Annotated in this window: 24 protein-coding genes; 11 read left to right on the top strand and 13 right to left on the bottom strand. The window is 62.6% G+C overall.

Annotated elements, in window-relative coordinates; genetic code table 11:
- The first annotated feature begins 81 nt into the window (after positions 1-81).
- Together irrA and FJ978_RS02975 are read left to right on the top strand one after the other, a co-directional pair.
- Positions 82-549: an iron response transcriptional regulator IrrA gene (gene irrA / locus FJ978_RS02980; protein WP_181176682.1), complete on the top strand. Its 468-nt coding sequence runs from the start codon at positions 82-84 to the stop codon at positions 547-549.
- A 22-nt stretch (positions 550-571) separates the two neighbouring features.
- On the top strand, positions 572-952 hold the full coding sequence (locus tag FJ978_RS02975; RefSeq protein WP_140570075.1) for a DUF4260 domain-containing protein: 381 nt from the start codon (positions 572-574) through the stop codon (positions 950-952).
- On the opposite strand, the gene FJ978_RS02970 is transcribed toward FJ978_RS02975, so the two are convergent.
- Complete coding sequence (locus FJ978_RS02970; protein ID WP_013891255.1) at positions 942-1,502, bottom strand: SH3 domain-containing protein; 561 nt, start codon at positions 1,500-1,502, stop codon at positions 942-944. The two genes, FJ978_RS02975 and FJ978_RS02970, sit on opposite strands and share 11 nt — an antisense overlap.
- 148 nt (positions 1,503-1,650) lie before the next feature.
- On the opposite strand from FJ978_RS02970, the gene FJ978_RS02965 reads away from it, so the two are divergent.
- Positions 1,651-2,652 carry a D-glycerate dehydrogenase gene (locus tag FJ978_RS02965; protein ID WP_140570072.1) on the top strand — a complete coding sequence of 334 codons (1,002 nt, stop codon included), beginning with the start codon at positions 1,651-1,653 and terminating at the stop codon, positions 2,650-2,652.
- Between the two features lie 31 nt (positions 2,653-2,683).
- Here FJ978_RS02965 and FJ978_RS02960 read toward each other — a convergent pair whose 3' ends face one another.
- The 9 genes from FJ978_RS02960 to FJ978_RS02920 form a co-directional block, all read right to left on the bottom strand.
- The gene (locus tag FJ978_RS02960; RefSeq protein WP_140570069.1) at positions 2,684-3,172 is read right to left on the bottom strand and encodes a GNAT family N-acetyltransferase; all 489 of its coding nucleotides are present in this window, start codon (positions 3,170-3,172) and stop codon (positions 2,684-2,686) included.
- A gap of 2 nt (positions 3,173-3,174) precedes the next feature.
- On the bottom strand, positions 3,175-3,927 hold the full coding sequence (locus tag FJ978_RS02955) for a molybdopterin-synthase adenylyltransferase MoeB (protein ID WP_140570066.1): 753 nt from the start codon (positions 3,925-3,927) through the stop codon (positions 3,175-3,177).
- Between the two features lie 53 nt (positions 3,928-3,980).
- Positions 3,981-5,114 (bottom strand): DNA replication/repair protein RecF, encoded by a 1,134-nt coding sequence (gene recF, locus FJ978_RS02950; protein WP_140570063.1) that lies wholly within the window; start codon positions 5,112-5,114, stop codon positions 3,981-3,983.
- A 75-nt stretch (positions 5,115-5,189) separates the two neighbouring features.
- A complete protein-coding gene (gene dnaN / locus FJ978_RS02945; protein WP_010913340.1) occupies positions 5,190-6,308 on the bottom strand; it encodes a DNA polymerase III subunit beta in 1,119 nt (372 codons plus the stop codon).
- Between the two features lie 305 nt (positions 6,309-6,613).
- Entirely contained in the window at positions 6,614-8,158 is a 1,545-nt protein-coding gene (dnaA, locus tag FJ978_RS02940) for a chromosomal replication initiator protein DnaA (RefSeq protein ID WP_013891250.1), read from the bottom strand.
- A gap of 856 nt (positions 8,159-9,014) precedes the next feature.
- A complete protein-coding gene (rpsT, locus tag FJ978_RS02935) occupies positions 9,015-9,281 on the bottom strand; it encodes a 30S ribosomal protein S20 (protein WP_013897320.1) in 267 nt (88 codons plus the stop codon).
- Between the two features lie 180 nt (positions 9,282-9,461).
- Complete coding sequence (locus FJ978_RS02930) at positions 9,462-10,235, bottom strand: enoyl-CoA hydratase (RefSeq protein WP_140570059.1); 774 nt, start codon at positions 10,233-10,235, stop codon at positions 9,462-9,464.
- 30 nt (positions 10,236-10,265) lie between these two features.
- Positions 10,266-11,171, bottom strand: coding sequence for a bifunctional DNA-formamidopyrimidine glycosylase/DNA-(apurinic or apyrimidinic site) lyase (gene mutM / locus FJ978_RS02925; protein ID WP_140570054.1), 906 nt, complete (start codon positions 11,169-11,171; stop codon positions 10,266-10,268).
- Complete coding sequence (locus FJ978_RS02920) at positions 11,164-12,435, bottom strand: phosphopentomutase (protein ID WP_140570050.1); 1,272 nt, start codon at positions 12,433-12,435, stop codon at positions 11,164-11,166. Before FJ978_RS02920 ends, mutM begins: the two co-directional genes overlap by 8 nt.
- 125 nt (positions 12,436-12,560) lie before the next feature.
- On the opposite strand from FJ978_RS02920, the gene FJ978_RS02915 reads away from it, so the two are divergent.
- Positions 12,561-13,484 (top strand): phosphate/phosphite/phosphonate ABC transporter substrate-binding protein, encoded by a 924-nt coding sequence (locus FJ978_RS02915; protein ID WP_140570047.1) that lies wholly within the window; start codon positions 12,561-12,563, stop codon positions 13,482-13,484.
- A gap of 4 nt (positions 13,485-13,488) precedes the next feature.
- Here FJ978_RS02915 and FJ978_RS02910 read toward each other — a convergent pair whose 3' ends face one another.
- The 3 genes from FJ978_RS02910 to FJ978_RS02900 all read right to left on the bottom strand — a co-directional run bounded on the left by FJ978_RS02910 (position 13,489) and on the right by FJ978_RS02900 (position 15,298).
- The gene (locus tag FJ978_RS02910) at positions 13,489-14,112 is read right to left on the bottom strand and encodes a TadE/TadG family type IV pilus assembly protein (RefSeq protein ID WP_140570045.1); all 624 of its coding nucleotides are present in this window, start codon (positions 14,110-14,112) and stop codon (positions 13,489-13,491) included.
- Positions 14,113-14,145: 33 nt separating this feature from the next.
- Positions 14,146-14,736 carry a TadE/TadG family type IV pilus assembly protein gene (locus tag FJ978_RS02905; protein ID WP_013897314.1) on the bottom strand — a complete coding sequence of 197 codons (591 nt, stop codon included), beginning with the start codon at positions 14,734-14,736 and terminating at the stop codon, positions 14,146-14,148.
- 136 nt (positions 14,737-14,872) lie between these two features.
- A complete protein-coding gene (locus tag FJ978_RS02900) occupies positions 14,873-15,298 on the bottom strand; it encodes a pilus assembly protein N-terminal domain-containing protein (protein ID WP_013897313.1) in 426 nt (141 codons plus the stop codon).
- A gap of 356 nt (positions 15,299-15,654) precedes the next feature.
- Between FJ978_RS02900 and FJ978_RS02895 the strand changes: the two genes are divergently transcribed.
- The 7 genes from FJ978_RS02895 (at position 15,655) to FJ978_RS02865 (ending at position 22,696) form a co-directional block, all read left to right on the top strand.
- Positions 15,655-15,831 carry a Flp family type IVb pilin gene (locus tag FJ978_RS02895; RefSeq protein ID WP_013897312.1) on the top strand — a complete coding sequence of 59 codons (177 nt, stop codon included), beginning with the start codon at positions 15,655-15,657 and terminating at the stop codon, positions 15,829-15,831.
- Positions 15,832-16,002: 171 nt separating this feature from the next.
- The gene (locus FJ978_RS02890; RefSeq protein WP_023766949.1) at positions 16,003-16,521 is read left to right on the top strand and encodes a prepilin peptidase; all 519 of its coding nucleotides are present in this window, start codon (positions 16,003-16,005) and stop codon (positions 16,519-16,521) included.
- Positions 16,522-16,736: 215 nt separating this feature from the next.
- A complete protein-coding gene (gene cpaB, locus FJ978_RS02885) occupies positions 16,737-17,552 on the top strand; it encodes a Flp pilus assembly protein CpaB (RefSeq protein ID WP_013897310.1) in 816 nt (271 codons plus the stop codon).
- Positions 17,549-19,066 carry a type II and III secretion system protein family protein gene (locus tag FJ978_RS02880; RefSeq protein WP_013897309.1) on the top strand — a complete coding sequence of 506 codons (1,518 nt, stop codon included), beginning with the start codon at positions 17,549-17,551 and terminating at the stop codon, positions 19,064-19,066. The genes cpaB and FJ978_RS02880 overlap by 4 nt, the downstream gene beginning before the upstream one ends.
- A 14-nt stretch (positions 19,067-19,080) precedes the next feature.
- The gene (locus tag FJ978_RS02875) at positions 19,081-19,812 is read left to right on the top strand and encodes a pilus assembly protein CpaD (RefSeq protein ID WP_013897308.1); all 732 of its coding nucleotides are present in this window, start codon (positions 19,081-19,083) and stop codon (positions 19,810-19,812) included.
- 65 nt (positions 19,813-19,877) lie between these two features.
- A complete protein-coding gene (locus FJ978_RS02870; RefSeq protein ID WP_032923236.1) occupies positions 19,878-21,167 on the top strand; it encodes a CpaE family protein in 1,290 nt (429 codons plus the stop codon).
- 23 nt (positions 21,168-21,190) lie between these two features.
- Positions 21,191-22,696 (top strand): CpaF family protein, encoded by a 1,506-nt coding sequence (locus FJ978_RS02865; RefSeq protein WP_140570042.1) that lies wholly within the window; start codon positions 21,191-21,193, stop codon positions 22,694-22,696.
- The last annotated feature ends 7 nt before the right edge of the window (positions 22,697-22,703 follow it).

Here is a 22,703-nt window from a genome sequence, read left to right as displayed (position 1 = left end):
AGGGGTCCGGTTTCGGCAGACATTCATTTTTTTGCCATTCTGGGCGTGTCTTGAAGCGGGACTGTGAGCTTGGAAGACCAGATGGACCGGGGCTGCCGGAAGGAAAATGTCGCTGTGGACAAGCGGGTACGTGAAGCCGGCCTGAGGTCGACGCGTCAGCGCATCGCGCTGGCCGACCTGCTCTTCGCCAAGGGCGACCGCCATTTGTCGGCCGAGGAACTGCATGAGGAGGCGCTGGCCGCCGGCGTGCCGGTGTCGCTGGCCACCGTCTACAACGCGCTTCACCAGTTTACCCAGGCGGGGCTGCTGCGCATCCTCGCCGTCGAGGGCGCGAAAACCTATTTCGACACCAACACTTCCGACCACCACCATTTCTACATCGAGGGCGAAAACCGGATTTTCGACATCGCCAACGGCCCGGTGACGGTCACCAACCTGCCTGACCCGCCCGAGGGCATGGAAATCGCCAATGTCGATATCGTGGTGAGGCTGCGTCCCAAGCGCCAGGAATCACCGGCAGGGCCAGAACAGTCGGCGAAGCCAGAATAATCCGCTTGGCCGGACAATCGGAATGAAACCCCTCGACCTGATAATCCGGCTCGAATGGGCCGTCGTGGCGGTGGCCGCTATTGTCTTCTACGCTTCGTCGGGCATTTCCTGGTGGCTCTTTGCCGTGCTTATCCTGGCGCCCGATCTGTCGATGCTCGGCTACCTCGGTGGGCCGCGCCTTGGCGCGATAACCTATAACGCCTTGCATATGCTGATCGCACCGGTGCTTCTGTTGCTCTCCGGCCACCTGCTAGGCAATGCGGCCGCCATCGCGGTCGCGCTGATCTGGATCGCCCACATCGCAATCGACCGTGCCTTAGGCTACGGCCTGAAGCTGTCGACCGGCTTTCAGGATACTCATCTCGGCCGCATCGGACGCAAACCGGGGGCGTTCAGTCCTTGACCCGCTCGCCGGGATAGGCACCCCACACCGTCGACTGGGCGAGCCAGCCGGTGTGGCCGCCGAGCGTCATTTCGCACCACTGGCCGTCGCAGGACTTGATCATGCCCATGACGCCCGGCTCGACGATCGCTATCACCCTGGCGTCCTTGTCCGGGCTGTTCAGAAGATTGATCTGGGCACCCTTGCCGCGCTGCCAGGGCGCAATGATCGCGGTGCGCCGGCCTGAAAGCAGCGACTGGTTGATCCAACCTTCCGAACCGTCGGCATCACGCACGCGGCGCCACGTATCGAATTCCTGGATGATCTCCATCGGCAGGCCGGCCTTCATATACATCCAGTCGACCGAGTAATTGGCCCCCGGGCCGACGCGCGAGTTGACGCGTCCGGATTTCAGGCTGACGAATCGCGGCAGCGGCAGGCCGCTCGGCCCCAGCGTGACGGCGCCCTGGGCAGGTGCGGCCGCGCCCTGCGCCGCCGCGAGCGGAGAATAGAGGAGGGTGCCGAGAAATGCTGCGCTGAGGACCAGGCGAAGCGACGCGAAACCAGACACTTTCGTTCCTTTCGGCGCCGGCCTGATGGCTGCTGCGCCCCTTTTTCTTTGTCTTCGGCGGCACCGCTTGTTACATGGGTAAATCGGCTACCGCGACCGGCTTTCAGTTTCGCCGGTCTTGGTTAAAGAGGTCTCAACGAGGGAAACAATGGCAGGCAAAAAGAAGCCTCTCGTGGTCATCACGCGAAAGCTGCCCGACCCGGTCGAGACCCGCATGCGCGAACTGTTCGACGCGAGGCTGAATGTCGAGGACCGGCCGATGACGCAGCCGGAGCTGGTTGCCGCGGTCAAGGAAGCCGACGTTCTGGTGCCGACCGTGACCGACCAGATCGACGCCGCACTGATCGCCCAGGCCGGCGACAACCTCAAACTGATCGCCAATTTCGGCAATGGCGTCGACAAGATCGACGTGGCGGCGGCGGCCAAGAAGGGCATCACCGTCACCAACACGCCCAACGTGCTCACCGAAGATACCGCCGACATGACCATGGCGCTGATGCTGGCGGTGCCGCGCCGGCTGGCGGAAGGCGCCAACGTGCTCACCGGCGACAGGAAATGGGCCGGCTGGTCGCCGACCTGGATGCTTGGCCGGCGCATCTGGGGCAAGCGGCTGGGCATTGTCGGCATGGGCCGCATCGGCACGGCTGTGGCGAGGCGGGCCAAGGCTTTCGGCCTTTCCATCCACTATCACAATCGCCATCGCGTGCTGCCGGCCGTCGAGGACGGGCTGGAGGCGACCTACTGGGAGAGCCTCGACCAGATGCTGGCCCGCATGGACATCATCTCGGTCAATTGTCCGTCGACGCCAGCCACCTTCCATCTCCTGTCGGCGCGGCGGCTGGCCTTGCTGCAGCCGACGGCCTACATCGTCAACACCGCGCGCGGCGACATCATCGATGAGGAAGCGCTGGTCAAGCTGATCCAGGACGGCAAGATCGCCGGCGCCGGCCTCGACGTCTACGAGCACGAGCCGGCGCTCAACGGCAAGCTGCTCAAGCTTGCCGCAAGGAACAAGGTCGTGCTGTTGCCGCATATGGGCTCGGCGACGCTGGAGGGCCGTATCGACATGGGCGAGAAGGTCATCATCAACATCCGGGCTTTCGTCGATGGCCATCGACCGCCGGATCGCGTGCTGCCGCTCAGGACCTGACGGCTCGCTGTCTTTCAAATGAAGCCAGGTCTTACAAAAGGGCTTTGCGCATGGTGATCGAGGTCGGCCTGCTGTAGCCCTCATGCGCTGTCCGTTCGGTCTCGTGAAAGCCGAGGCGGGCAAAGGCGGTGTGATTGGCGGTGAGCTCGATCCGTGTCTGGAGCTCCAGCGCCGCCTTGCCGCGGTCGAGCGCAAGAATTTCGACCGCCCGCATCAGCCGCCGGCCGATGCCTTGTCCTTGGCAGTCCGGCTCGACGGCGAGCTTGCCGACATAGAAGTCGTCAGCCCTTTCGATGGCAAAGACGCAGCCGACGATCCTGTCGCTGTCGAGAGCCACGAAGCCGCTCTCCAGGCGGGCCTTGTCGCGCAGGGAATCGACGGTGAGCCGGTGAGCCGATGACGGCGGATCGATGACGCCGTCCATGAAGGCGAAGGCGCGCATGATGAGTGCGAGCACGTCATCCCAGCGGTCGAAGTCGGCCGGGATTCGGGTAATCGAGGGCGCCGAGGTCCGCGCCAAGGTCAGCCTCTCTTGTAGCGGATCGTTTCGAAGCGCGCGGCGAGCGCATCGTAGAGCAGCAGCCGGCCGACGAGCGGCTCGCCGATGCCGGTGATCAGCTTGATCGCCTCCATTGCCTGCAGCGTGCCGACAACGCCGGTCAACGCGCCAAGCACCCCGGCCTCGGCGCAGGACGGCACCAGGCCCGGCGGCGGGGCTTCCGGGAACAGGTCGCGATAGCCGGGGTTCGGCTTGCCATCCTTGCCGTCCTCGAAAGGCTTCAGCACGGTCACCGAGCCGTCGAAACGACCGACGGCGGCATGCACCAAGGGCTTGCGCTCGCTCGCGCAGGCATCGGCCACCACGTAGCGGGTCTCGAAATTGTCGGAACCGTCGACGACCATGTCATAGCGAGCGACCAGCGCAGGGGCGTTGTCCGCGGTGAGCCGGAATGTGTGCGTCTCGACGTTGGTGTTGGGATTGATGCGGGCGATTGCGGCCTCGGCGCTATGGGTTTTCAGCACGCCGACCGCATCGGTGCCGTGAATGACCTGTCGCTGCAGGTTGGAGAGCGACACGGTGTCGTTGTCGACGATGCCGAGCGTGCCGACGCCGGCTGCCGCGAGATATTCAAGCACCGGCGCGCCCAGCCCGCCGGCGCCGATCACCAGCACACGCGCTTGCTTCAGCTTCTGCTGGCCGGCGCCGCCGACCTCCGGCAGCACGATGTGGCGGGCGTAGCGTTCGATCTCGTCGGCGGTGAGCGCATTGGTCATATCAGGACCATATAGCGGCCGAAAAATCTTGACGACATCCATGCAACAAAAATCTAGACGGTTGGCCCAACCATGCCATGGTCGACCGTCAGGAACTGCGCGCGGCCCTGCAGGCTGGAAAACAGCGCCGCATCGGTTCCCGTCATGAAAGCCTGGCAGTTCAACTCCTCGAGGATCGAAAACAGTGCCGCGCGCCGCCCGCCGTCGAGGTGTGCTGCGATCTCGTCGAGCAGCAGTATCGGTGTCATCCCGGACATCTCGCCGGTCAGCCGCGCGTGTGACAGAACGATGCCGACCAGCAATGCCTTCTGCTCGCCGGTCGAGCAGAGCTCGGCCGGCATCGCCTTGGGGCGATGCCGGACCAAGAGATCCGAACGGTGCGGGCCCTCGAGCGTGCGCCCGGCGGCGCGGTCGCGGTCACGGCCATCGGCAAGCGCCCGCCGGAACCGCTCCTCGACATCGACCGCCGGCGTGCCGGCGATCTCGGCTTCCAGATCGCCTGCAAGGCCGATATCGGCCTGCGGGAACGGCCCGCTGTCGGGCAGCCTGTCGATCATGGCGGCCAGCAGGCGCACCAGCTCGGCGCGTGCCGCGGCTATGGCGACCCCGGTCTCGGCCATCTGGATCTCGATCGCCTCGAACCAGCGGTCGTCTCGCGAATTTTCGGTAAGTAAACGGTTACGGCCACGCATCGCCTTCTCGTAGTCGAGCGCGCGCTGGCCATGGCCGGGATCGATCGCCAGCACCAATCGGTCGAGAAAGCGCCGGCGATCCGCGGCCGGCCCGGTGAACAATGCATCCATGGCCGGTGTCAGCCACACGACGCGCAGCCATTCCAGCATGTCCTCGGCAGACCGCGCGGTGGCGCCGTTGATACGCACCCGCCTGCCGCCCTCGCTGTCACCGCCGGAAATGCCGGTGCCGATCTCGACCTGGCCGTCGGGCCCGTCGAGCCTTGCGTGCAGTGCAAAGCCGCCGTCGCCGCCCGCGCGCGCGACATCGGCGTAGGGAGCGCGGCGCAGGCCACGCCCGGGCGTCAGAAAGGAAATTGCTTCGAGGAGATTGGTCTTGCCGGCACCGTTGTCGCCGGAAAAGACCACCGCGCCTGGCGCGAGGTCGATCGCCAGCGCCGCATAATTGCGGAAATTAGTAAGCGTTAGCTTACTTATATGGGTTTGTCCTGGCAACCGCTATCCGCCTACAGAAGTCGCCGCAACATAGCTTTCGCTGCCGGCCGTGCCGCGAGGCAACCGCCGCGCGGGCTATACCCGCATCGGCATCAGCACGTAAAGCGCGGTCTCGTCGGCCATGTCGTGGATCAGCGTCGGCGAACCGGCATCGGCCAGCATGAATTTCGCTTCCGTGCCGGTCAGCTGCGCGGCGACATCGAGCAGATACTTGGCATTGAAGCCGATCTCGATCGGGTCCGACGAATAGTCCGCCGCCAGTTCTTCCGTGGCGCTGCCGGAATCCGGGTTGTTGACCGCGAGCGTCACCTGGCCTTCGCTGATCGAAAGCTTCACCGCACGGCCGCGTTCGGAGGAAATGGTCGAGACCCGGTCGACCGCGGCGGCAAAGCTCTGGCGGTCGAGGATCAGCTTCTTGTCGTTGCCGGTCGGAATGACCCGCTGATAATCCGGGAAGGTGCCGTCGATCAGCTTCGAGGTCAGGACGACGCTGCCGATGGTGAAGCGGATCTTGGTGTCCGACAGTTCGGTGGTCACGGCGACATCCGGATCGTCGACCAGCTTCTGCAGCTCGCTCACCGTCTTGCGCGGAATGATGATGCCCGGCATGCCCTCGGAGCCAGCCGGCGCATCGATCTCGGCGCGTGCCAGGCGGTGGCCGTCGGTCGCCACCGAGCGCAGCTTCAGCTTGCCGCCGACCTCGTGCGTGTGCAGGTAGATGCCGTTGAGATAGTAGCGCGTCTCTTCGGTGGAAATGGCGAACTGCGTCTTCTCGATCAGTCCCTTCAGGGCAACCGAATCGAGGCGGAAGATATGCGAGAAGGATCCGGCCGATAGCTCGGGAAAATCGGATTGCGGCAGGCACTGCAGGCGGAAGCTTGAGCGTCCGGACGTCACCGTCATGGCGTTGCCGTCTTCATCCGTCTTCAACATCACCTCGGCGCCGTCGGAGAGCTTGCGCACGATATCGTAGAGCAGGTGCGCCGGAACCGTCGTCGCCCCGCCGCGCTCGACCTTGGCCGGCGTCGCTTCCGTCACCTCCAGGTCAAGGTCGGTGGCCTTCATTTCGAGGCTTGCGCCTTCGGCGCTGAGCAGCACGTTGGACAGGATCGGTATGGTGTTGCGCCGTTCGACCACACGGTGGACGTGGTTGAGCGACTTCAGGAGATTGGACCGTTCCAGGATAACACGCATGACGAAACAGGCTCGCTTGAAAGGATGAGCGGGTCTCCGGCTGGCGGCGCCCCGCGAAAGGTCTGAACAGGCTCAGAATCTGCGTAAACTGACAGGAAAAAGCCTGCAAACGCAAGCCCGCGCGACCGGTTCGGGCCGGCTGCACGGCCTTTCTGGGGATAAAGGGTACGAAGACCGCCAGCCGCTGGGCAGAATCGGGAATCCGGATCGTCTCCAGACAATGCCGCGAGCCCGTTCCGGGCCCATGGCATTGTAAGCAAGTCATTGAATTCCAGCGCGGTTCTGGCTTGCCTGTCCCGGATCGGTCAGGCTTGGTCGTTGATCAGGCGCCGCAGCAGCTCGAGTTCCTGCGCCAGCGTATTGTCGTTGCCGGACAGATCCTCGATCTTGCGCACGGCGTGCAGCACCGTGGTGTGGTCGCGGCCGCCGAAACGCCGTCCGATTTCGGGCAGCGAACGCGGCGTCATCACCTTTGACAGGTACATGGCGACCTGCCGCGGCTTGACGATGGTGCGCGTGCGCCGGTTGGACAGCAATTCGGTCTTCGACACGTTGTAGTGGCGCGCCACGATGCGCTGGATATCCTCGATCCGGACCCGCTTCGGTTCGCCGGTGCGATAGATGTGGCCGAGGATCTCGTCGATGCGGTCGATGGTGATCTGCGGCTCGAACGACTGACGGAACAGCAGCTGATTGAAGGCGCCTTCCAGTTCGCGGCCGCTGCCGGTCACGGTGCGGGCGACGTGGTTGAGGATTTCCTCCGAGATGTCGAGCGATGCGTCGTCGACCCTGGCGGTGGCCAGGCGCAGTTTGAGCATGCCGAGGCGCATGGCGAAATCGGGCGCCGACATTTCGAGCGCGACGCCGCCGTTGAGACGCGAGCGCACTCGCGGTTCGAGCGATTCCAGTTCCGACGGTGGCCGGTCGGCGGCAACGACCACTTGCTTGGCGCTGTCGAGCAGCATGTTGATCAGATGGCAGAATTCGTGCTGGATCGACTTGCCCTGCAGGAACTGCATGTCGTCGATGATCAAGAGATCGATGTCGCGCAACTGTTCCTTGAGCGTCAGTGCATTGTTGTCACGGATCGCGGTGGCAAAGCGCCACATGAAATACTCGGCCGTCAAATAGACGACGCGTGATTTGGGGTTCTGCTTCAGGGATTCCGCGGCGATTGCTTGCAGCAGATGGGTTTTGCCGAGCCCGACCGTCGCGTGCAGGAAAAGCGGATTGAAGCGCACCGCGCTCGACTGCGATTCCGCCACGGCCTTGGCGGCGGCGAAGGCCACCCGGTTCGACGGCCCCTCGATGAACGAGCCGAACGTGTAGCGCGGATCAAGCGGCGATCCCAGCACATTGTGGCGGAATTCGCTCTCGATCGCGGCGCCGGGGCGTGGCACCGGGGACCGCTCGATCCTGCCAGGGCTCACGGTGCCGGCGGCCAGAGCCGTCTGCGTCTGCCGCGTCATCTTGCGCACTGGCGCCAGTTCCGGCTCGGCATGGCTGCGCCCCTGGCGGGTGGCCGTGCGCACGATGATTTCGATCTTGAGGAGATCGGCATCTTCCTGCTTCCACAGTTCGGAGATCAGGTCGAGATAATGGCCGTTGATCCAGGAGCGCAAGAAGGCGGTGGGCACCGAGATGCGGACAATGCCCTTGGAGGCTTCCGCGACCTTCATGCGGCCGAACCAGCTCGAATAGACCTCGGCTCCCAGACGCGCTTTCAATTGGGCCTTGACCCGGTCGAACTTCTGTTCCGCGTCGCTGGAGACCGCCATGCCGTTTGCTCCAATCAAAGTTCCTGGAAATGGAAGGTCGCCCGTAAGCTCCCTTTCGACGCCGCTCTGCATGATCGAGTTCCTTGTCTTTTTGTACCTGTTTTCCGCCGGGAATGCGCCTCCTGCATCCGTGATCCGGCGACCTAAGTCTTTGCTACGATGCCCGCTGCCGCCGCCGGCAGATGAACGTCGCCCATTACCCGGGGAACCGGTGCCGGCCCTTGGAAGCCAGTCCGCGTTGGGTATGTCAGGGCAATACGCCACCGCCCGGCGAAAAGAGCGCCGGCGCGCCGTCTACCTGCCATGTCTTGTTACGCCAGTCCCCTACCGTATCAAAAAAAGACAAACCAAACCCGTTCGCGGACTTGATCCGCGTTGCAAATCCCGCCAATTTGCGCTGGCCGATTCGGGCTGGGTAAGGGCCAATGGCCCGTCCCTTTTTGATGAACCGACATTACCGAAATCGCTGTGGATAGGGCAAGGCCACCTCTAACGGATTTTTAAGGAATCTGGTTAGCACCGGCAGGTTGGTGCTCTATGGCGTAGTGGTATATTTTGACAAAGCCATTGTGATTCAAACCCTTTTCCGGCGAATATGAAAAAGCCGGGCCGGCGCGAAATTTTCTGAAATAATTCTCTTGACAGCCAGTTGTCCTCCCGTCGCCCCGACGCGCTGTGGACAAGTTGTGGATGACCATCACTAACTGGTTGAAAAATAAGGGCTATTTCTGAGGGGTGAGAATTTTTTAGGCGACGCTTTTCAAGCATGTCGACCTTCAACGGGCATGCATGTGCCGGCAAAACACTTTGAACCGTGCAATCCGTTCTTGACGCTGCTTGCGGGCATTCTTTTTAAGTACTTGCCGGCAAACGAAAAAACCCGGCGCGATCGGCCGGGTTCAAAGAAGATCAGCCTTGGAAGGCGATATCAGGCCGACAGCACCTTGAGACGCTGAGCCAGACGCGACACTTTGCGCGACGCGGTGTTCTTGTGGATGATGCCCTTGGTCGCGGCGCGCATCAATTCCGGCTCGGCGGCCTTGAAAGCGGCCTGCGCGGCGGCCTTGTCGCCGGAAGCGAGTGCCTCCTCGACCTGGCGGACGTAGGTGCGGACGCGCGAGCGGCGGTTCTTGTTGATCTCCGCACGGCGGGCGATCTTGCGCGTTGCCTTTTTGGCCGAGGATGTGTTGGCCATGATGCCTCTCTTCTGATCTGGTCGGCGCACGCGGCATGCCGCAGGGCGCAAAAAACAAACGGGCAGCCACGGGGCCGCCTCGGTTGGTGCGGCTTATAGTTCAGCTTTTCCGGCGCGTCAACGCTGCCTGGCGTTCTTTTTGGCCGATGCCGTGGGGTTTCGGTCGCGGCCGGCGAAGCTCTACCGGTTGGTGAAATTCGGCTTCCGCTTTTCGGCGAAGGCCGCCATGCCTTCCTTCTGGTCTTCGAGCGCGAAAAGCGAGTGGAACAGGCGGCGTTCGAACCGCAATCCCTCCGCCAGCGTCGTCTCGTAGGCGCGGTTGACGGCTTCCTTCGCCATCATCACCGACGGCAAGGAGAAATCGGCGATCTTGGCCGCCGCCTTGACGGCCTCCTCGACAAGCTCGCCGGCAGGCACCACCCGCGACACCAGGCCGGAGCGCTCGGCTTCCGCCGCGTCCATCATTCGTCCGGTCAGGCACATGTCCATGGCCTTCGATTTGCCGACGAACCGGGTCAGTCGTTGCGACCCGCCCATGCCGGGAATGACGCCAAGCGTGATTTCGGGCTGGCCGAATTTGGCCGTATCGGCGGCTATAATGAAATCGCACATCATCGCCAGTTCGCACCCGCCTCCCAGGGCATAGCCGGCCACCGCCGCGATGACAGGTTTTCTGACACGCGTGAATTCCTCCCAGCCGGCGAAGAAGTCCTGGCTGTAGGCGTCCACATAGGAGATGGCTTGCATCTCCTTGATGTCGGCACCGGCGGCAAAGGCCTTGTCGGAACCGGTAACGACCATGGCGCCGATACCAGGATCGGCGCCGAAAGCGTTCACCGCCACGACGAGTTCGGCGAGGATCTGGGAATTCAGCGCGTTGAGCGCCTTTGGCCGGTTCAGCGTGATCAGCCCGACCTTGCCGCGCGTCTCGGTGATGATCGTTTCATAGGCCATGGCTGCGCTCCTCGCTTGATCCGGTCTAACTCAGCTCTGACACGTCCGGCAATAGAAGGTCGAGCGCCCGCTCTGGACCACGCGTTCGACGTGGCCGCCGCAGCCGGGTTTCGCGCAAGGCTCACCCTCCCGGTCGTAGACGGCGAAGGAATGCTGGAAGTAGCCCAGCGATCCGTCCGCGTGCATATAGTCGCGCAGCGAAGATCCGCCAGCGGCGATGGCATCCGATATGACAGAGCGGATCGCCTCGGCGAGGCGTTCGCTCTGTTCCCTGGCCTTCTTGCCCGGTCTGGCGATGGTGCCTGTTTCGCGCAGCGGCGACAGGCCTGCGCGCCACAACGCTTCCGACACATAAATATTGCCAAGCCCCGCGATCAGCCTCTGGTCGAGAAGCGCTGCCTTCAGCGGCGATCTGCGGCCCTTCAGCAACGAGGCGAGCAGCACGCCGTCCAGCGCGTTGCCCGTGGGCTCGACGCCCAGCCCGGCCAGCATCGGATGCGTCTCCGGCGATCCTTCCGCAAACAGCATGAAGCCGAAGCGGCGCGGATCGTTGAAGATCACGCGGGACCGGGCACCGGCCGCGGAGGCGACATGGAACACGACATGGTCGTGCGCCGCGCTTTTCGGGCGTTCGTGGTGGAACACGCCCAGAGTCCCGTTGTCGTCGGTCTCGTTGTCGTCATCTGTCTCGATGCGAAAGGAGCCCGACATGCCGAGATGGCAGATCAGCACCGGACCGTCCTGCACGTGCATGGTCAGATATTTGGCGCGGCGGCCGAGCGCGGTGATTGTCCTGCCGGTCAGCCGCTCCGAAAACCGTTCGGGAAAGGGAAACCGCAAATCCGGTCGTCGCGTCTCGACACGGACAAGACGGGCACCTTCCATAACCGGCTGCAACCCGCGCCGGATCGTTTCGACTTCGGGCAATTCAGGCATGGCCACCAATCATTGGGCCGCCAATCGCCGGGCCGCCAATCGCTGGATAGAAAGAAGTGCCGTGACGGCCGTGCGCCAGTTCGAGATGTTCGGCCACGGTCTCGCCGATATCGGCGAATGTCGCCCGCAGCCCGATGTCGCCACCCCTGAGGCCCGGCCCGATGCCGATTATCGGGATACGCTCACGCGTGTGATCGGTTCCGCGCCAGGTCGGATCGTTGCCGTGATCGGCCGTCAGGATGAGCAGGTCGCCCTGCCTCAGCCTGGAGAATGCCTCCGGCAGCCGCCGGTCGAAGGCCTCGAGCGCGGCGGCATAGCCCGCCACATCGCGGCGATGGCCGAATTCGGTGTCGAAATCGACGAAATTGGCGAAAACGAGATCGCCGGCGCCGGCGTCGTCCATCGCGCCCAACGCCTTGTCGAACATGGCCATGTTGCCGGCGGCCTTGCGCACTTCCGAAATCCCGCGATGGGCGAAGATGTCGCCGATCTTGCCGACGGCGATGACACGGCTTCCCCGCGCCGTCAGGCGGTCGAGCAACGTCGGCTCCGGCGGCGGCACGGCGTAGTCGTGGCGGTTATACGTTCGCGTGAAGGTGGCGGCGGTTTCGCCGACGAAAGGTCGGGCGATCACGCGTCCGATCCTCAATGGATCAACCAGCCGCCGCACCACCTGACAGAATTCATAAAGCCGCTCCAGGCCGAAATGAACCTCATGCGCGGCAACCTGCAGGACAGAATCGACGGATGTGTAACAGATCGGCTTGCCGGTGCGGATATGGTCCTCGCCGAACCGTTCGATGATCTCGGTGCCGGGCGCATGACAATTGCCGAGAATGCCTGGAACCTTGCCCTCGCGGATGATCGCCTCGGTCAGTTCCGCCGGAAACGCGGGAACCGTGTCGGGGAAGTAACCCCAGTCGAAGCCCACCGGCAGGCCCGCCATCTCCCAGTGGCCGGAAGGCGTGTCCTTGCCGCTCGAAACCTCTTGCGCCGCACCGTGGAAGGCATAGGCGAGCAGGTCCGTCCCGAAATGGGCAAAGCCCAATCCCGTCGCGGTCTCGGCCGCCTTGCCAAGCCCGAGCGATGCCATGTTGGGGACAAACAGCGGACCTTGACGAAGCCCCTCGCGGTCCGCGCGCCCTTCCGCGCAGGCTTCGGCGATGTGGGCGAGGGTATTGGCACCGGCATCGCCATAGCGTTCGGCGTCGGCCGCGCCGCCGATGCCGAAGGAATCCAGGACGAAGAGGAAAGCACGCGCCATCGGATCATCGTTGCCAGTGTGAACGACCAGACATAGGGTCCCACGGTGGCATTGGCAATTCGGAAACCAAACGGCAACGCGGCGGGCGTGGACATGGATGGAATAGAACCCGGGACGGTCCTGTCATGAAGGCTGCGCCCAAGGCATTGGCTGCCCTTATGCTCGTGCATGGTGCGTTCTGGTGCGGGCCGGCGCAGGCCGACTGGCGCGACGATATCGGCACATTCCGCATCGGCGTCGTCGCCGAGCCTGGCGCCGGCAACACCGTTCCCGGGCTGGCGCAGTTGACGCAAGCCTTCACCAACGCGCTCGGCATGAAGGTGGAGTTCGTCGTCGCGCGCGATTATGCCGCCCTGATCGAGGCGCAGACCAACGCCCGGATCGAATACGCCATCTATTCGGCGACTGCCTACACCACGGCGCTGCAGCGTTGTGGATGCGTCGAGCCGCTTGTGGCTCCGGTCGATTCCGACGGTGCGGCCGGCATCCGTTCGGTGCTGCTCACCAGGGACGGCAAGCTATCAGGCCTGGCGGCGATGGAGAGCCACCGGATCGCCATGCCGCCATCGGACAGCGTCGGAGGTTCGCTTTTGCCGCTGGCGGGCTTGGCCGCCGAACACGTCAAGATCGCCGAAGATTCACCGTTTCTGATCCATGCCGTGACGGCGTCAGCGGCGGAGGCCATGCTCTTCGATGGCAGGGCCGACGCCTTGTTCGGCTGGGTAAGGGCTGCGGCCGACGGCCAGCCGCTGCTATCGGGCGGCACGCAGGCAAGGCTCGAGGCGGCCGGTCTTTCGCCGTCGGCTTTCCAGATCGTCTGGACGTCGGGGGTGCTCAGATACGGTCCCCACGCCGTACGCAGCGATCTTGACCCGGAAGCCAAGCGCCGGCTGACCGTGTTCCTCACCAACCTCAAGTCGACGACGCCGGATGTCTACGATCTCCTGGAATCGAAACATTCCGGTGGGTTTTTGACCGTGGCCCCGAAGGATTACGCGATGGCGGAAGCCATCGTGCGATTTGTATCAACCGATGGCGGGCAGCAGTAAGGCCTCAGCAATCGCTGCAGGGGATCGTCAGGCTTCTGCGGGGACGCAGATAGTAGGTTTCGCCCATCGGTATGGTGGTGCTGAGGGATTGGGTCAATCCGAGCTTTTGTTGGGTATCCGGCTGCCAGTTGATAATCGGCGAATAGCTGAGATTGCTCTGAACGCGGATGAGGAAGGTGCCGGCGACCTTGAGCGTTGTCGGAACCGTGGTGGTCGCGGGCAGGGTAGTGGCGATGCTGGAGACGCCATTGACCAGCTTGCGCGACCACACCACGTTCACCTTGGGCGGCGTATCGGTGGTGACCTGTATTGCCGTGATGATAATGCTGGGCGTCGACCGGTTATAGGGCTGAATGGTCGAGGTGCCGATCTTCATGATGGCATCGAGGTCCGCCGCGACGATGGTCGGCTGCTGCGTGACCAGGTCGGCGACCATGCTGCCGATACGGCTGACCTTCTTGCTGGTCTCGATGGCCTGCGAAGCCTCCATGGTCATGAAGTACATGACCAGCAGGATAGGCACGATGAGAGCGAACTCGACCGCGGCGACGCCACGGCGATTGGACCAGAACCCGACGGCCTTGCCGCGGATCCCTGCGATTTCCGGATGTGCCCCCGCACGCATCATGCCCTTGCCTTTTTTCTTGTGGTGTTTGCGAACTCAATTGTCGAACGGCTCGTTCTGCCAGGTCACTGACGCGAAGTGCAATGTCCGGCCACCGCTCAGATTGGCCATCGACTTGGCCATCAGATCGGTCATCACAGGCCATTTGTAAAAGACCCGCAGCATGTTTCTCGATTCCGCGAGGCCAGGCGTGGTCGCGAAGGCCTGTGAGTTGGTGCCTTGCATCAGCACGACGTCGCCGTTCTGGATCTTGAAGCTCGCCGAGGCCGCGTCGGCGAAAGTCGGATATTCGCGAAGATCCGCAAGCAACTGATTGGGGCAATCCGTGGAGACGATGATCTCCAGCCTGTCGCAGATCAGGGTCGTCAATTTGCCTCCCGCGACATCGGCCGGCCTCAGCTGGCCCGTGCGCAGCTGGCGCGCGACATCGTCGGTGATGTTGGCCATCACTTCCTGGCCGGCAAACGAGATGCAACTTTCAAGGATAGCGAAGACGAGGAGGGCGAACGGCATTGCCAGCAGCGCGAACTCCAGGGCCGTGCTGCCGCGCCGGTCGTGGAAGAAGCGCCTGAAGAAGCTGGAGCGCTCCACCTTGCGCTGACCTTTCGATGTGAATTCCTTGCCCATGCCCTGTTTCCTGCCACCCCTGGACGGTTCTGACAGGTGTTATTAGCGCAAACCAATTGAGGCCCGGTTTGAATGATTGCTAAAGTCGACGCACGCGTCTTAACCAGGCGGTAACCCGGATAGCGGCGGGCGCCGCCTATTTGCTGCCGCCGCCCATCTCTGCTTCGGAGGATTTTTCCGCCTCGCTCTTGTACGAGCTTTCACAGTAGGGCGTGCAGGACATGGTCTGCACTTCGGCGCGCCGGTAAATGCGCACCGAGGAGGCTGCCTGCCGAACGACTGTAACCTGCGCGTCGACGATCGGGCTGCCCTCCTGGTCGAGAACGACGAGATTGGTGACGCCGAATCCCTTGCCGGTGAGCACGATCGTCGAGGCGTCCTGGACCGAGGCATCGGCGATTGACGGGTTGCCGACGACGATCGTGTCGGCGGGGCGCGACAGCTTCACGATCTTGGCCTGGTTCATGGTGACCTCGATGCCGGTGCCGGCCCTGGCAGGCACGACGAGGCACGTTGCTGCAAGAAGCGCGGCAATCAGGATTGAGAATCTCGGCTCGGCCATTGAGGCGCTCCACGCAGCAAACTGTTCAACAGAACATGAACGAGATTGGTGAACCAACGGTTAAGTCTGCCTGCCCGGCATCGGAAGTCGCGATCGAGGGGGTGTCCGGCACGGCTGGATCTCAGCTTGGTCGCGAGCGTTCCCAGCCCTTGCCCTTTGCGGCATTGGCCTTGAAAATGGTATTTTAGCGGCCGCTTAGTATGGGGTTAACCACGCAATATGTTCGAGCCGGGAAAGGAATCGGTAAGGCTGTTTATTAAGCCGATCGAAAGAGCTTCTCCCTAGATTGGAAGCATCCGATCAACCATCACAGAAGTTGACGGAAGTGCTGTAACACGTGGAGTAGGAGCTCTCGAATGTCTAACCTTTTTGCACGTTTCGTGAAGGACGAATCCGGCGCGACCGCTATCGAATATGGTCTGATCGCCGCTCTCATCGCGCTCGCCATCATCACCGGCGCCGGCGCGCTCGGCAATGCAATCAATGCCAAGTTCACCACGATCGGAACCACCCTGAACTCCAGCGGCGCCTGATCCGCTGTATTGCTGGGTATCCAGATTGCGTATTGGAAAGGGGCTGCCGCGTGGCGGCCCTTTTTCTATATCCTAGCCAACACAGCCATCTTTCATTCCGGGTCTCATCAATCGTTAATCGAAGATGCCTAGATTGAACCCGGTGGAATTCGCACAATAGGCATAGCGCCGATGCTTGAAGCCCTGATCTTCGTCGTCTTTCCGTTCTGCATGCTGTTCGCGGCGATCTCCGACATGCTGTCAATGACGATTGCCAACCGCGTGTCGGTGCTGCTCGTTGTCGTCTTTGCACTGGTTGCGCCGCTGACGGGCATGGAATGGGCAACATACGGTTGGCATTTTGCCGCCGGCGCGCTGATCCTGGCCGTGACGTTCGGCCTGTTCGCGATGGGTGGCATGGGCGGAGGCGACGCCAAGCTGCTGGCCGCCACGGCCGTGTGGATGGGGCTCAACGTGCATCTCGTCGAGTACCTTGTTGTCTCGACGTTCATCGGCGGCCTGCTGACGCTCGCCATCGTGCTTTATCGCAAGTCGCCGCTGGCGGTAATTACCGGCCGCAATCCATTCCTGCGTCATTTCGCCGAAGAGTCGGCCGGTGTTCCATACGGGATCGCTCTCGGCCTGGGTGGGCTGCTGACCTATCCGGATTCGCCCTTGATGGTCTGGGCGCTGGCAAGGTTGGCGAGCTGAGTTCAGTCCTAATTTCTTTTCCTGATTTGTGTCGTTGGGCTTGGCCTTGAAGAGGGTCTGGCCGGCAGCATTGCTGGGCCGCGGCCCGATCCGTCTAATTTATGTAAACCTTAAATTAATCACGATCGTAAGCATTACATTAACCTTGTTTTGACGATTGCCGCTGCAAAGTCCGCCTTGGCTACGTGGTTTGCCAAGGGCGAGGGTTCGGACAGATGCCAGCATCCCGATTGATTATCTTAAGCGTGGCGGTAGCCGCGGCGGGTGGTGCTGGCTACGTCGCGAAGAACATGGTCGCCCCGCCACCCGCCCAGATCGTCGTCGATTCCGGCCCCAAGGCTCCCGCGGTGGCTCTGCAGGACGTGCTTGTGCTTTCAGGCGATGTCGCGATGGGTAACCAGCTCGAGAACAACATCGCCTGGCAGCCCTGGCCAGCCGACGGCATCAACCCGAACTTCATCACCAAGGCCACGGCTCCCGACGCGCTGGAGAAACTGAAGGGGTCGATAGCCCGTGTGGGGATGTACGCGGGCGAACCCGTGCGGCGTTCCAAACTGATCGGCGAGGGGCAAAGCTTCATGTCGTCGATCCTGCCTTCAGGGATGCGGGCGGTCGCCACGACCATATCGGCCGACACGTCGGCCGGCGGCTTCATCCTTCCCAATGATTTTGTCGACGTCATCATGACCCGCAGGGCGGACGCCAACAGCGGCAGCACCGGCTTCAACACCGAAACCATCCTCAAGAACATCCGCGTCCTGGCAATCGACCAGACCATCCAGGAGGACGAGGAAGGCAAGAAGACCAGGGTGGGCCAGACCGCCACGCTGGAGCTCACACCCAAGCAGGCGGAGATCATCACCGTCGCCCAGCAGATGGCGGATCGCCTGACACTGGCGTTGCGGGCGATCACGGACACCCAGGAAAAGAATGTGGACGAGGCCGACTATCTCGTTTCCGGCAATGGCCGCAAGGGAACGGTGAGACTGATCAAGTCGGGCGAAGTTTCCGAAGTAGGGGCAAGGAAATGAGGCTAAGCGGTAAACTGCCAGCGATCGTGGCCGCGGCATTCGGCCTCCTGCTCGTCGGGACGAATGTGCAGGGCGTTGTCGAGGCCAAGAGTACGCAGGTGACGGCCACCACGGCCTCCCAGCGTGTCAAGCTTGGCCTCAACAAGTCGGTGGTCATAGACCTGCCGAGCGATGCCTACGACATTCTCGTCGCCAACCCGTCCGTTGCCGATGCCGTGACCCGCACCGCAAGGCGTATCTACCTGTTCGGCAAGGCGGTCGGCGAGACCAACATCTTCGTCTTCGGTCCGAACGGCGAACAGATCGCCAGCCTGGATCTGGCCGTCGAACGCGACGTCGCCGGCCTGGAAGACTACATCAGGCGCTTTATTCCGACCTCGGATATCAAGGTGGAACTGCTGAACGACAACGTCGTCCTGACCGGAACGGTCGATACGCCGCTGGACTCGAAACGAGCCGTTGATCTGGCGACCATCTTCGTCTCGGGCGGTGAAGCAACGACAGGACAATATTCGCAGACCGCGGCCGGCGGCTCGGCCCAGAGCGGTGTCGACATCAACAACCCCGACCAGGAACGCCGCACCAGCAAGATCGTCAACCTCCTGCAGATCATCGGTGACGACCAGGTGACGCTGAAAGTGACCGTCGCTGAAGTCAGCCGCTCGGTGATGAAGCAGCTCGGTGTCAACATGGTTGGCAGCGGCGGCAGCAACGGCATCAGCTACGGCGCGCTCAGTGACCCTTTCACGGGTCTAGGCAAGCCGTTGTCGAATGCGGGCTTCAGTATCAATGCTTCGGGGCTGCAGGCCTATATCAACGCAATGGAGCAGTCGGGAGTCATGAAGACCCTGGCAGAGCCGACCTTGACCGCCGTGTCTGGAGAAAAGGCGACCTTCAAGGTTGGCGGTGAATACAACATGGTGACCGGCGTCTCCGCGAACGTGTCCGCCGACAACCAGACCGGCCTGAAGACCTATTCGGTCGACAAGATCGAGTACGGCATCGGCCTGGAATTCCAGCCGGTGGTTTTGTCGCCCGGTCGCATAAGCCTGAAAGTTAGAACCTCGGTTTCCGAACCGACAACCGAAGGATCCGTGTCGTCCTCCACGTCCAACACGAGTGTCGGCATGAATGCCCTGTCGCTGCGCAAGCGTCTTGCGGATACGACCGTCGAACTGCCCTCGGGCGGCTCCATGATGATCGCCGGCCTGGTGCGCGACGATGTCAGGCAAGCCGTCAACGGGTTGCCTGGATTGACGAAGATCCCGGTGCTCGGTGCGCTCTTCCGCAGCAGGGATTTCGTGCGCAACGAGACCGAGCTGGTGATCATCATCACTCCTTATCTGGTGAAGCCGGTGGCGCGCAACGATCTCGCCAAGCCGGATGACAATTTCAACGCTGCCAGCGATGGCGCCGCCATGTTCCTTGGCAAGGTCAATCGCGTCTACGGCACCATGCAGACCGACAAGCCCAACGGCCGGTACCACGGCGTTGTCGGCTACATCTACAAGTGAATGGGGAAGCGGACATGTCTCAGTCAGCGTTGAAGACAAGCATCGCCACGATGCGCCCTGGCCGTTCGCGGATCTGGCTGCGCGCCCTTCCGGTCCTGGCGGTGGCGGCAACGGCTCTGCTGGCCGGTTGCGCCCAGCGCGACAGTGTCACCGTCGGCGCCATTCCGGACGACTATCGCACCAACCATCCCATCGTCATCGCGGAAAAGAACCAGAAGATCGACCTGCCCGTCGGTGCCGGCGACCGCGGCATGACCGGCTCGCAACGCGATACGCTTCTGGGTTTCCTCGATGGCTATGACAAGAGTGCCGCTCCGGCGTTGACCATCCAGATTCCCAGCGGATCGGCCAACGAGGTTGCCGCAAGGGCGGCCGGCCGTGATTTCGCCAGGCTCGCGGTCGCCAGCGGCATCAAGCGCAACCGGATCGCCGTGGTCTCCTATCAGGCTGGGTCGAGCGAGGCATCGGCCCCGGTTCGCGTCTCCTTTATCGCGGTGAGGGCCCAGACCGACAAATGCGGACGCTGGCCCGAAGATCTGGTCGAGTCGTCCGAGAACAAGCACTACGCCGACTTCGGCTGCTCCTATCAGAACAATCTCGCCGCCCAGATGGCCAATCCGGCCGATCTGCTCGGACCGCGCAAGCAGACCACCATCGATGCGGAAAATCGTGGCGCGGTGATCGATGTCTACCGCAGCAGGGGCATTTCGGATGAGTTCCTCGGCAATTCGGAAGTGACCTACTGAGCCGCCCTCGGGAAAGAGAAGTCACGCAAGAACAGGCTACGCAAAGAACAGGCCACGGAAAGAGCATGACCATGAGCAACCTCGCCTATGACGCCACCGTGGATGGCGGCGATACCTCGCCGCAGGACATCGCCGCGATGCAGGCGTTGCGGCCGATACCGCGCATCTCGATCCAGGCATTCTGCGAGACGGAGGGCGTTGCCAATCCGGTCGAGCGGGCCGGCGAGGACCGCCGCATGACCAAGGCGCATCTCAAGGTCCACATGGGCGGCGTTCCCACCGCAATCGAGTTCTATCAGTCGGCGCCGACGCCCAATCTGATCCTGCTCGAGTCGCGCAGCGAACCCAAGCAACTGCTGGAGCAACTCGCCCAGCTCTCGGAGTACTGCGATCCGTCCTCGAAAGTGGTGGTGATCGGCCACTACAATGATGTCGGCCTCTATCGCGAACTCATCCGCTCCGGCATCTCCGAATATGTCATCGCGCCGGTCTCGATGGCCGACATCGTCAGTGTCGTGTCGTCGATTTTCGTCGATCCGGAGGCTGAACCGCTCGGCCGCTCGGTCGCCTTCATTGGCGCCAAGGGCGGCGTCGGCTCCTCGACGATCGCCCACAATGTAGCCTGGGCGATGTCTTCTCTCTTCAAATCCGAGGTCGTCGTTGCCGACCTCGACCTCGCCTTCGGCACCGCCAACATCAATTTCGACCAGGATCCGGCACAGGGCATCGCCGAAGCGGTGTTTTCGCCCGAGCGCATAGACGAAGTCTATCTCGACCGGCTGCTGACCCAGTGTGCCGAGCACCTGTCGCTGCTCGCGGCGCCTTCGACACTGGAACGCGTCTACGACTTCGATCCGGATGCCTTTGCGCAACTTGTCGATACCGCGCAGCGCAGCGTGCCGCTCCTAGTGCTCGACGTTCCCCATGTCTGGACCGGGTGGGCCAAGAACACGCTGGTCAAGGCCGACGAGATCGTCATCACGGCGACGCCGGAGCTTGCCAACCTGCGCAATACCAAAAACCTGGTCGACATGTTGAAGCGGCTTCGTCCCAATGACCCGCCGCCAAAGCTGATCATCAACCAGGCCGGGATCCCCAAGCGACCGGAGATTTCGCCTTCCGATTTCGCCGAGCCGCTCGGCCTGACGCCGATGTCGGTCATCGGCTTTGATCCGGTCCTATTCGGCAATGCCGCCAACAACGGGCGTATGCTCGGCGAGATGGATGCCAAGAACCCGGTTGTGGCCACGATCAACGAGATTGCTCATGTGCTGACCGGCCGCAGCGAGATCAAGACGAAAAAGAAGGCTGGCCTGGGCAGTCTGCTCGGCAAGCTGTCGCGCAACAAGAAGTGACGCAGTGGGATCGGTAGTCGATCATGTTTGGTAAACGAGGCAACGACGACGGCAACCGGTTCACGCCGGAATTTCGCCAGCCGGCACCTGCGCCGGCCGCACCGGCAGCCGCGGGTTCGGCTGACACGGCGGTTCTCGCACGGCCGGCGGCAGCGCCACAGCCGAGCGCGCCTGTTGCACCGACGGTTCGCCGCGCGGTCGAGGCGCCCCCCGTCGCGCCGGAGCCGAAGCGTGGCCGCGAAAAGAGCGAGACCTATTACGACACTAAGAGCCAGGTGTTCTCGGCGCTCATCGACACGATCGACCTGTCGCAGCTCGCCAAGCTCGATCCCGAAAGCGCGCGCGAGGAAATCCGCGACATTGTCAACGACATCATCGCGATCAAGAATTTCGCGATGTCGATCGCCGAGCAGGAGGAACTGCTCGAGGACATCTGCAACGACGTGCTTGGCTATGGGCCGCTCGAGCCATTGCTTGCCCGTGACGACATCGCCGACATCATGGTCAACGGCTCCAAGAACGTCTACATCGAAGTCAACGGCAAGGTCGAACAGACCCCGATCCGCTTTCGTGACAACCAGCAGCTTCTCAACATCTGCCAGCGCATCGTCAGCCAGGTCGGCCGCCGTGTCGATGAATCCAGCCCGATCTGCGACGCCCGCCTTCCCGACGGCTCCCGCGTCAACGTCATCGCGCCGCCGCTCGCCATCGATGGCACCGCGCTCACCATCCGCAAGTTCAAGAAGGACAAGCTGACGCTCGATCAGCTGGTCAAGTTCGGCGCCATCTCGCCACAGGGAGCCGAAGTCCTCAAGATCATCAGCCGTGTTCGCTGCAACATCGTCATCTCAGGGGGCACCGGCTCCGGCAAGACGACACTGCTCAACTGCCTGACCAACTACATCGACCGCGAGGAGCGCGTCATCACTTGCGAGGATTCGGCGGAACTGCAACTGCAGCAGCCGCATGTCGTGCGCCTGGAAACCCGTCCGCCCAACCTCGAAGGCGAGGGCGAGGTGACGATGCGCGATCTGGTCAAGAACTGCCTGCGCATGCGGCCCGAGCGCATCATCGTCGGCGAAGTGCGCGGACCCGAGGTGTTCGATCTTCTGCAGGCGATGAACACCGGCCACGACGGCTCGATGGGAACGATCCACTCGAACAGCCCGCGCGAATGCCTGAACCGTATCGAATCCATGATCGCCATGGGCGGTTACTCGCTGCCGCAGAAAACGGTGCGCGAAATCGTCGTCGGCTCCATCGACGTGATCATCCAGGCGGCCCGCCTGCGCGACGGTTCGCGTCGCATCACCCACATCACCGAGGTGATCGGGATGGAAGGCGACGTCGTCATCACGCAGGATATCGTCCTCTACAATATCAAGGGCGAGGACGCCAACGGCAGGCTGCTGGGAGAGCACGTCTCGACCGGCATCGGCCGTCCGCATTTCTGGGAACGGGCTCGTTACTACGGCGAGGAGCAGCGCCTCGCCATAGCGCTCGAGGCGATGGAGAAACGCGCTGACTGACGTACCC

The sequence above is a fragment of the Mesorhizobium sp. B1-1-7 genome (genome assembly GCF_006442705.1).
Lineage (GTDB): Bacteria > Pseudomonadota > Alphaproteobacteria > Rhizobiales > Rhizobiaceae > Mesorhizobium > Mesorhizobium opportunistum.
This window is presented reverse-complemented; position numbering and strand designations above follow the sequence as displayed.